This is a genomic window from Streptomyces yokosukanensis, from assembly GCF_001514035.1.
GTDB lineage: Bacteria > Actinomycetota > Actinomycetes > Streptomycetales > Streptomycetaceae > Streptomyces > Streptomyces yokosukanensis.
The window spans coordinates 1-9062 of sequence record NZ_KQ948261.1 but is presented as its reverse complement, the minus strand read 5'-3'; the positions used below and the strand labels follow the sequence as shown (position 1 = coordinate 9062).

Here is a 9062-nt window from a genome sequence, read left to right as displayed (position 1 = left end):
ATCGTGCAGCAGACCCGGCCTCGCCTCGGGCTGGGTGAAGTGGCGCGAGCGCCACACCACCGAAGCCGTGGTCATCGGGGTGACCGGCAGGTCGCCGGCGGCGCAGGCCCTTGTGCTGGGCCGGCCGGCGGGCGGCCGTATGCGGGCGGTTGGAGTGAGTCTGCCGCTCGCTCAGCATGTCCGCCTGGCCGTGGCGCCGCTCTTGCATGCATCCGGTGAGGAGACGCGCGAGTTGCCGGGCACGGTGGGCGGGCTGCCCGGAGCGGACCCGGTGCGCTTCCGGCCGGTCAAGCCGGAAGTGGTGGTGGAGATCGAGGTAGATCAGCCGCGGTTGGAATTCGGCCGCTATCGACATCGTCCGCGTGTTCGGCGGGTGCGCGGCGACCTGACGTCCGACATGCTCGACGAGGGGCACTGACCGTAAACGGCCGTAGTTGTGACTGAGTTCTTCAGATGGCCCGTGAGCGGTTGAGTTGGCCCGGCTGAGCCTCGCAGTTGGCCGGTGCATGTTCAGCCGTGGGTGAGAAGCTGATTCCGATCCTCGGTGCTGAGGACGGTTTCAAGCGCTCGCCTGTGGAGTCTCGGGTGCTCTCGATGGTCGGGTTAGCGGCCCCAGTGCCTGGCCCGGCCAGGGGCCGACACCGCCAGGGACGCCGCCTTGGCCCGGTGTTCGCTACGTCGTGGCTGAGATCGGGTGGGTGATCACTCGGCTGAGCGATGGGGAATGAGCCGTGACTCTGGTGCAGGTGCCGGGAATCCGCTGCCTCCGGATGGGCTGGCTGCGAGGGAAAAGGCGCCAGACAGGTGGAACGCGGGACGGGGGTGACTCCTGGTGGCCGCTGGGCGGACCCCTGGCTTTTGTGCTGGACGGAAGCGATGAGGCGATCTTTTCGCTGCCCTGGTGGGGTTCCGGCCATCGCGTGGTGTTCGAGTGAGGTCGGACGAGGCTGCGGACAGGTTGTTCCTGCGGGCGCCCGGTGCCCGTCCGCCGCGCGGTCGCGGCGGCCCTTCACAGAGTGGGCGGCTGGGCAGGCTGTCGCGCGGGGGCGGGTCTTCCGCCGGTCGTGGCGCGCGTCCAGGCCCATCGTTTGTCTTCGTCGACTCCGCGAGAGGATCCCTCATGTCGGTCCGAAAGTCGTCTCTTCCCGTGCTCTTGGGCGCTTCATTGCTGGTCGCCGTTGCGCTATCGGCGTCGGCCACTGCGGCCAGTGCAGCCCCGGTGCGGGGGCCGGGGCCGGAGAAAGCCTGCTCCATCGAGGACTTCCGCACGGATGACGGTTGGAAGCAGATGAGCTCAAAGGTTGAGTTGTGCGCGTCCACTGACGGTAAGAAGTTGAACTATGGGCTGGAATCGGCGAGGTGCTTCATCTCAAACCCGATCTCTCCGTGGAGTGAGCTCCCCAAGTGCAGTGTGATGTGGTCGCATCTACTCAGCGTGTCCAAGAACGGCGCCCCGTTGGATGTAAAAGAGCTGCGCTACGCGGGGCCTGGCACCTACCGCTTCACTCTGCGCCTGCACGTCGAAGGCCACTCGTCGAACGGTGACGTCGACACCTGGGTCGATGGTGAACCCACGTACAAGCTGAACCTCACCACGCCGTAGGAAGAGACGAGCCCGTTCTGTCGGGGACAGTACCCACAGCGGATGCGGGAGAGGCTAGAGGTAACGTCCTCCGGAGCTGATCGGCCTCCTCGGAGCCCGGCGCGACCACGTCGACGGGTGCATCCTGCACAGCGATCGCGGCTCGCAATTCCGGTCCCGGAAATTCGTCCGGGCACTCGACCGCCACCGGATGGCCAGATCGATAGGAAGAGTCGTGGCAACCGGCGACAACGCAGCCATGGAGTCCTTCTTCAGCCTGCTGCAGAAGAACGTGCTCGACCGCCGGAGCTGGGCCACCCGCGAGGAGCTGCGGATCGCGATCGTGACCTGGATCGAGCGGACCTACCACCGCCGCCGCAGACAAGCCGCACTCGGCCGGCTGACCCCCGTCGAATTCGAGACCGTCATGACCCCGCCGACCATCCAGGCCGCGTGACCGAAGCTGACCTGCCCCACCTCTCAGGTTCCAGTTCTGGTGGCTAACTGACAGCCCTTCACGGAAGGCTGGCAGTCATGCCTCGTCCCTATCCTCCGGAGTTCCGGGCGCGTGCCATCGCGCTGATCCGCGCCGGCAAGAAGGCCAAACAGACGGTGGTGGAGCTCGGTATCCATCCCGTCACGTTGTCGAAGTGGTTGCGGCAGGACGACATCGACAACGGGCGGCGACCGGGAACGCCGTCGAGCGAGTCTGCTGAGTTGCGGGCCGCTCGCCGGCGGATCCATGAGCTGGAAACCGAGCTGGCGATCGTCCGGCAGGCGGCGAAGTTCCTCGGCGAGGACAAGCCGGCCCCAAAAGGCTCTCCCCGGTGATCGACCGACTCGTCGATGCCGGGGCACCGGTCAACAGGTGCTGCCGGATCCTTGGCGTCGCCCGGCAGAACTACTACAAGCACAAGCGCACACCGACCACTCCACGGCAGCTACGGCGGGACCGGCTGACCGGGCTGATCCGAGAGGTTCACGTCGCTTCCCGCGGCACTTACGGCTGCCGCCGCATCCACGCCGAGCTCACCCTGGGCATGGGCATCCGGGTCTGCACCAGGACCGTGTCGGTGCTGATGACTCAGGCCGGGATCCACGGCCTGCCCGGACCGGTGCGCATCAAGCGGCTGCGTGGCATCGTCACCGCCGAGGACCTGGTCAATCGCAAGTTCCATCGGTTGCGTCCCGACGAGCTGTGGGTCACCGACATCACGCAGCACCGCACCAGGGAAGGGTGGGTGTACTGCGCGGCGGTCCTGGATGCGTTCAGCCGCAGGATCGTGGGCTGGTCCATCGACTCACGGCAGGACTCCACCCTCGTGGTCAACGCGCTGGACATGGCCATCCGCAACCGCCGCCCCGAGCCGGGCGGGATCGTTCACGCCGATCACGGCACCCAGTTCACCTCCTGGGTCTTCGGGGAAAGGATTCGCTCCGCCGGGCTCCTGCCGTCGTTCGGCACGGTCGGGGACGGCCTGGACAACGCGATGATGGAGTCGTTCTGGTCCTCGATGCAGATCGAGTTGCTCAACCGCAAGCGGTGGAAGACCCGGGTCGAACTGGCCAACGCGATCTTCGAGTTCATCGAGATCTTCTACAACCGCAAGAGACGACATTCAGCACTGGGCTACCGCACCCCGATCGAGTACGAACTACTCTCCGGACAAGACACCATCCCCGCCGCCAGTTAGCCACCGCAGCTGGAACCCAAACCGTGGGGCAGGTCAGCATTCCGCGAGGCAGATTCGGATGCCAGTGGTGGTCGTGTGCAGCAACTGAGCGGTGATGCCTACGAGGACTCTCTGATGGAGCGTTTCAGTGGAGAAGCGGGACCGGACGGGAGGCCGGGGTTCAAGGTTGGTAAAAGGCAGTTCGATGGGCGCTACACCCCTGAGGGGTCTTCTCGGGAGGTGTGGTACGAAGCAAAGAGTGGTGAGTACTGGGATCGCCTCAATCGCGATCCCGACGAAATGCTCAGATTCAAGTCAAAACTCGGTGAAGCTCGGAAGATTGCGACAGAAAATGATGCAGATTTCCGATTAATATCCGAGAATCCGGTCCCGCAGAACATGCAGGATCATTTCCAGAAGAAGGGGTTTGAGTGGGAGGTTGTCCCCCGGTGACGATTCGACGATTTAGATAGAATGCAGACCGAGGGGGCGCCAGTGGCGCCCCCTCGGTGTCCTGATAGGGAGCGGTGTACATGAGCAGGTATGTAGGTATCAAATTCGAATTCGGTAGCCGGTTGTCGATCCAGGAACTCATTGGATCACTCACGCGTGGAGGTTGGAGGTTGGATGACGGTGGTCAGATCAACTATCTTGTGGAGCCGGACATGACTGATTGGGATACCGGGCCCCTCGGTGCCGTCCCTGCTGTCATTGAAAAGATGGAACAGGCTCGAGAAGCGCATGGAGCTTGCGCGGTGATCCTTACCTGGGGAGCCACGGGAATCGGCGGCTCTTTCCTGGTGTTGTCTGGCGGGGAAAGGCTCATGCTGGACCCGAGGGTGGATACCGTCTATCGCAAGGATGCTGACGGCTACGTCGACTTTGAGTGGTATCTTGCAAAGATTCTTCCCGCGGTTGGCGGGCTCGGGCTCAGCGGTTACACGGCTGTGGATCTGCCATCGTGACGGCAGCCCGTTCCACAGACATAGCTTCGGTCGCGTGTGATGCGCCTGCCGCCTCTCAAGACTTCAGATACTCGTCCCAGCTGCTCGCGTCTACGAGTAGTCAGCGCCTTTGACCACGGGCATCGTGACAACTCCGGCCAGGAGTGCCCTGGCCGGAGTTCGGTCTGTGGGGCATCCAACCCTCACCCGTCGCCGGTCACGGCACTCCCAGCAAGGAACTTCTCGGCTGCGAAGGCAGTCGCCTCAAGGACTGCTACCGGGCCCAGTCCGGCCGCACCGGCGTCCCCTGCCGCGGTCGCCGCGCGTGGGGCTTTGCCGGCTGTGTCGGTTCAGGTGTTGCGGGGACCAGCGGTGCGCCGTCTGCTGGCCCTGCGGCGGGAAGGGAAGCTCACCACGTGGCCCGCCGCCCGTCCGTACGCCGCTATGTCCAGTGCGTCTCGATTGCGGACAGTTGCTCGACGCGTTGCGGTGACAGTGTGGCGGCTCGTGAGCGCTGGTTGCCGATCCGTGCCCCGCTCCCGTTCGTAGTACTGGGTGGCGGCGGCGAGGTTGGCGGCCCATTTGTCGGCCTGTGTGCGGCGCTGCGGTTTCTTGTTCTCGGCTGCGGGCTGGATGCCGAGGACCTGCTGACACATCCACTGCTGCACGGTGGTGTGCTTGTGCCGGCTGAGCCGGACCGACTTCACCCACCGTCCGAGGTCCTCGCCCTGGTGCACGACGGTGCCCGGCGACATGGGGCAGTTCGCCGCCGGCCTCGAGGTGCTGCCGGATGAGGTGGAAGGCGCGTTGCCAGTCCACCGGCCAGGCCGGGCACCACGAAGGGTCGATGTCTTCCAGCTGCTCGCGCCGCTCCTCTGACAGTGCCTCGGCCGGTTGAACCGGCAGCCCCTGGGCGTGCCGCTGCTCGTTGTCCTGTGCCCGCCGGGCAGCGGCGCGTGCGTTCTTGAGAAATAGCCCTACCCGGTATCCCTGGTGGGTGGCGCCGGTCGGCGCGGAGAGGTGCCCGTTCTCCGCGGCCCATCCGCGTGCGGCGGTGAGTCCTTCTTCCCAGGTGATGTCGTGGTGCGACCAGACCATGCCGAGCGTCTCCAGCTGTTTCACGCGGTCCTTGTCCATGTCCCCGCGGGTGTGGAAGCGGCGGGCGTCGGTGATCCACTGCCCCAGCGGGAACGCGGCCAGCGAGGCCGGCCACCCCTCGGCCTCCACCGCCTGGTCGCCTCCGGCGGGCACGCGGTACGTGAACGGCACCTTCAGGTCGCCGTGCTCACGGGCGTAGATGACGGCGGCCTCCACCCCGCGTCGCCAGTGTTCGTGTTCGGGGTTGAGGACCCGCAGGCGGATGAACGCCGGCAACGCTGCCGGGTCGCGGGGTGAGCTGAACCTCAGCAGTGCCTGCGCCGGCAGTGACAGGCCACGGTCGCTTCGGTCGCTGTGGGCTCCTTCGCCGTCCTGTCCGCCGGTGCGGCTCTGGACGCCCTTGACCCGGCTCTGCGTCTGCGGCTCGGCCAGTGCCTCCGTCATCCGGGTGTCGTGCGCCCTGAGCGCCTCCAGGATCTTGGCCAGCCCGCCGTATGCCCGGGAGGTGAGCATGTTGTCGGCGGTCTCGCCTGGCCCGAGCAGGACCGGCACGACCAGGTTGGCCACCTTCCCCTCGCCGGGCTGTATGCGCAGTGCGCGGCCGACGGCCTGGACGAGGTCGGGCATGGAGCCGCGGATGTCGGCTCAGTAGACGGAGTCGCAGTTCTTGGTGTCGACGCCCTCGCCGAGTACCTTCACCGAGCGCAGGAAGCCCTTCTCGACGACGGTGCCGTCCGTGGCGATCCCGTCGGCGAACTCCCCGAGAACCCGCCGCCGGTGACCCGGCTTGTGCTCGCCGCACAGCCAGTTGGCCCAGGTCGTCTGGGGGTACAGCTCGGGGTCCGCGGCGTGCAGCTGCGCGGCGACGTGAGGAAGGCCGGCCGCGAACGCCTCGGCCTCCTTGACCATGTGGTGGAAGACCAGCGTGCGCCGGAAGTTCTCCTCCGCCGACGCCTTCACCAGCGCGGTCTGGAGCGCGGCGAGCCGGGCTCCGCGGACCTCGTCCGACCGTCCCTCGGCGCCCAGGAGCTGGGCGGCCTGGAGCTGGGTGTCGGTGATGTCCAGGCACACGACCTCGTAGGGCGCGCGGATGCCGCGGTCGATGGTCTCGGACAGCGTCAGGGTGTAGCAGCGCGCGCCGAACGGCCCGTCCGGATCGTCCTCCATGCTGGCCACCAACTCACCTGGCGCGCACTGTTCCTGGTCCTCGTCCAGCTGCCACAGCCGGGGCGTGGCTGTCATGTACAGGCGGCGCAGGGACGGAATCCGGGTGTTGTCGTGGACGACGGCCCACGGCTTGCCCAGCCGCCCGGAGGTCCGGTGTGCCTCGTCGACGACGATCAGGTCCCAGCCCGGAAGGCCGGCCTCGTGCGCCCGCTCCAGCGTGCCGAGCCCCAGGGAGGCGTACGTGGCGAACACCGTGACTTTGTCGAACGGCCGCACCCAGGCGACCGGCTCGTCCATGTGCGTGGTGCTGGGGAACACCGCCTCCTGCCCACGCAACGAGAGGCCCCGATCATCGGCCCGGTACGGCCGGCCTCGCGCCATGCGGCCTCGGTCTGTGCGAGCAGGTCCAGCGGGCACGAGCACCAGAACCCGGCCGGCCCGCAGCTCCTGCGCGCTGCGCACGGCGACGAGGGTCTTCCCGGAGCCTGTCGCCATGACCACCTGAGCCCGCCGCCCCCGCTCCGGCACAGTAGATCTTGCAGGGAATTCAAGGGACCGGAGTACCGCATCCACCGCTTCTCGCTGGTGAGGACGGAGTTCCTTCGCTTGCCTTTTCCGTTCCGCTCCGGTCTGGGCACTAGGATGGTCATGCCGCCCTGTCAAGAGGTATGGGGTGGTAAAGCTGCCTGTAGGCGTGCTGTGTTGGGCTACGCTGACGCCGTTCCTGAAGATGCTGCGCGGGCTGTCCGGGCGCTGCGCAGTTTCACCGGACGGGCACCTGTTCCCCGCACACCAATGCCCGACAAGGGCCTTGCTTATTCCAGAATATATCTCAAATAGAGATTGAAGCACTCGCCTCCTGAGTGTCGCAGTGGCACGCCCAGCACTCCGAGGGCGGCCGGTCTTGTGCTGCTCTCGGTGTTCGCCGGAACGGACGCGCTGGATCGTCGGGCGTGCCCCACAAGGCTGAACTCGACGCTGTTCAGCCCGGTTGGAGGCCGTCTGGGCGTCAGGATTGGGTGCGTATGAGTGCTGAATCCACCCGCCGTGTAGTGATTCTCCGCCACGCGAAGGCCGACTCGCCCGACATAGACGATCACGACCGTCCGCTCGCGGACCGCGGCCGCAAGGAAGCGCCCGTAGCCGGCCGCTGGCTTGCAGGCTCCGGTATCACCCCGAACCTGGCATTGTGCTCGACAGCAGCACGCTGCCGCGAGACCTGGAAGCTCGTGTCGCCCGAGTTGTCGGAGCGGCCCAGGACGGTGTACGAGGACCGGCTGTACGAAGCCACACTGGGGGAGCTCATCGCTGTCTTGAATGAGGTGCCCGACGAGGTCCAGGACCTCGTGCTCATCGGACACAACCCGGGCGTTCACGGCCTCGCTGACGCTCTCGCGGGCGAGACGGATGGGCGACCTGCTGGCGCGCATGAACCGCACTGGTTTCCCCACATCCGCGATGGCTGTACTCGCCTTCAACGGCTCCTGGAGGAGCGTCGAGCACGGTGTCGGGCGACCGGTCGCCTTCTGGGCCCCGCATGCCTAGTTGACCGCCCTCTGCTTCAGCGCCATGCCGGGTGCCAAAGAATCACCAGCCGGCCTGCGCGCAGACCTGTCCGCGGATACAGCTCAAGCCCTCCTTCTCACCGCATCCGGGAGTGAACGGGAGCGAAGGAGGGCTTGCGGACGAGCTGGCCTTTGGTGGGTGACTGTCGGCCGGTGGCGTGTGTACGGCCGGTCTCTGCGCCGATCCTTACCCGAGGTCGTCGTCCTGAATGTCGTCGAGGGACTGCTGACGGCTTCGCTCCTGCTGCTGGCGGACCTTGTCCTGGGCCTGCTGGCCCTTCTGCTGTGCCTGCTGCTTGGCCTGCTCGGCCTTCTGCCGGGCCTGCTGCGCCTTGTTCTGCATTTCGTCCTTGATGCCCATGGGGGTGTCACTCCTCGAAGTGGGACGGGATTGAGTTCAGGTTTCCATTCGGAGTCGAGCACCGCATTTCCAAGCGTCACGCTCCGTAAGGCCGCAAGCCCCGCCCCTTGTCTTCCCGGAGCCGAGGTGGTGGGCGGAGCAGGAGGTTGGAGACGGTTCGGGTTGCCGGTGGTCGTTGCCTGTGGCGGGAAAACGGTCACTCACTGGGGTGGTTCGGGCGCTGCGGTGTGTCGTCCGCATCCGACTGGGGAGCTTTCCGAAACGGTGCCCCACCGCACGTTCCAGGGCGTGCCTGGGCGGTGTTGTTCCAGGAGGGAATGCATGACGGACAGCGAGGCAACCACAGCGCAGAACGCGGCCCGGTCCGGGAGCCCGGACTCCGCGGTGGATCGGGTGGCGGACTTCTACGGGGTTTACATCGACGCCGTCTCCGACGGTACCGACGACCTGAGTACGGAGCTGCGCTCCCACTACCTCACCGAGGATTTCCGGCAACGCCTGGCAGCGTGGGAGGAGACCAATCATGCCGATGGCGTGCTGCGGGCCCAGGATGTGCCCACGCGCTGGGAAGTCCGATACCACGATTCCGGCGCCGGGTATCTCTTCACCACGGTCACCCTCACGTGGGGTACCGGCCCGGATGCCGGGCACACCCGGCTGGCAGTGCAGAGT

Annotated in this window: 7 protein-coding genes and 4 pseudogenes; 8 read left to right on the top strand and 3 right to left on the bottom strand. The window is 66.4% G+C overall.

The genetic code is table 11. The features are described from left to right. The 6 genes and pseudogenes from AQI95_RS43825 to AQI95_RS47770 all read left to right on the top strand — a co-directional run. Nucleotides 1-418, top strand: a pseudogene (locus tag AQI95_RS43825) (hypothetical protein); the annotation flags it as partial. A gap of 702 nt (nt 419-1120) precedes the next feature. Continuing rightward, nucleotides 1121-1603, top strand: coding sequence for a hypothetical protein (locus tag AQI95_RS43820; RefSeq protein WP_067137061.1), 483 nt, complete (start codon nt 1121-1123; stop codon nt 1601-1603). 121 nt (nt 1604-1724) lie between these two features. Continuing rightward, a pseudogene (locus tag AQI95_RS47055) lies at nt 1725-2039 on the top strand (integrase core domain-containing protein); the annotation flags it as partial. Between the two features lie 77 nt (nt 2040-2116). After that, nucleotides 2117-3276, top strand: a pseudogene (locus AQI95_RS43805) (IS3 family transposase). Nucleotides 3277-3351: 75 nt separating this feature from the next. Further along, nucleotides 3352-3708 carry a hypothetical protein gene (locus AQI95_RS47775; protein WP_159056770.1) on the top strand — a complete coding sequence of 119 codons (357 nt, stop codon included), beginning with the start codon at nt 3352-3354 and terminating at the stop codon, nt 3706-3708. 80 nt (nt 3709-3788) lie between these two features. Next, nucleotides 3789-4220: a hypothetical protein gene (locus tag AQI95_RS47770; RefSeq protein WP_159056769.1), complete on the top strand. Its 432-nt coding sequence runs from the start codon at nt 3789-3791 to the stop codon at nt 4218-4220. A 243-nt stretch (nt 4221-4463) separates the two neighbouring features. On the opposite strand, the gene AQI95_RS50550 is transcribed toward AQI95_RS47770, so the two are convergent. Beyond that, the gene (locus AQI95_RS50550) at nt 4464-5864 is read right to left on the bottom strand and encodes a helicase associated domain-containing protein (RefSeq protein WP_425264979.1); all 1401 of its coding nucleotides are present in this window, start codon (nt 5862-5864) and stop codon (nt 4464-4466) included. Between the two features lie 78 nt (nt 5865-5942). Continuing rightward, nucleotides 5943-7037: a DEAD/DEAH box helicase family protein gene (locus AQI95_RS50260; protein WP_341849511.1), complete on the bottom strand. Its 1095-nt coding sequence runs from the start codon at nt 7035-7037 to the stop codon at nt 5943-5945. A 452-nt stretch (nt 7038-7489) separates the two neighbouring features. Here AQI95_RS50260 and AQI95_RS43790 point away from each other — a divergent pair. Then, nucleotides 7490-8009, top strand: a pseudogene (locus tag AQI95_RS43790) (SixA phosphatase family protein). Between the two features lie 207 nt (nt 8010-8216). Here AQI95_RS43790 and AQI95_RS48245 read toward each other — a convergent pair. Beyond that, nucleotides 8217-8390 (bottom strand): hypothetical protein, encoded by a 174-nt coding sequence (locus AQI95_RS48245; protein ID WP_167362010.1) that lies wholly within the window; start codon nt 8388-8390, stop codon nt 8217-8219. A gap of 321 nt (nt 8391-8711) precedes the next feature. Between AQI95_RS48245 and AQI95_RS43785 the strand changes: the two genes are divergently transcribed. Further along, nucleotides 8712-9062, top strand: a 351-nt coding sequence (locus AQI95_RS43785) for a hypothetical protein (RefSeq protein WP_067137065.1), incomplete at its 3' end; no start/stop codon positions are given.

Excerpts from the sequence above, each read along its gene's own strand:
- AQI95_RS43820 (WP_067137061.1), top strand. The coding sequence starts at position 1,121 with ATGTCGGTCCGAAAGTCGTCTCTTCCCGTGCTCTTGGGCGCTTCATTG.
- AQI95_RS47770 (WP_159056769.1), top strand. The coding sequence starts at position 3,789 with ATGAGCAGGTATGTAGGTATCAAATTCGAATTCGGTAGCCGGTTGTCG.
- AQI95_RS48245 (WP_167362010.1), bottom strand. The coding sequence starts at position 8,390 with ATGGGCATCAAGGACGAAATGCAGAACAAGGCGCAGCAGGCCCGGCAG.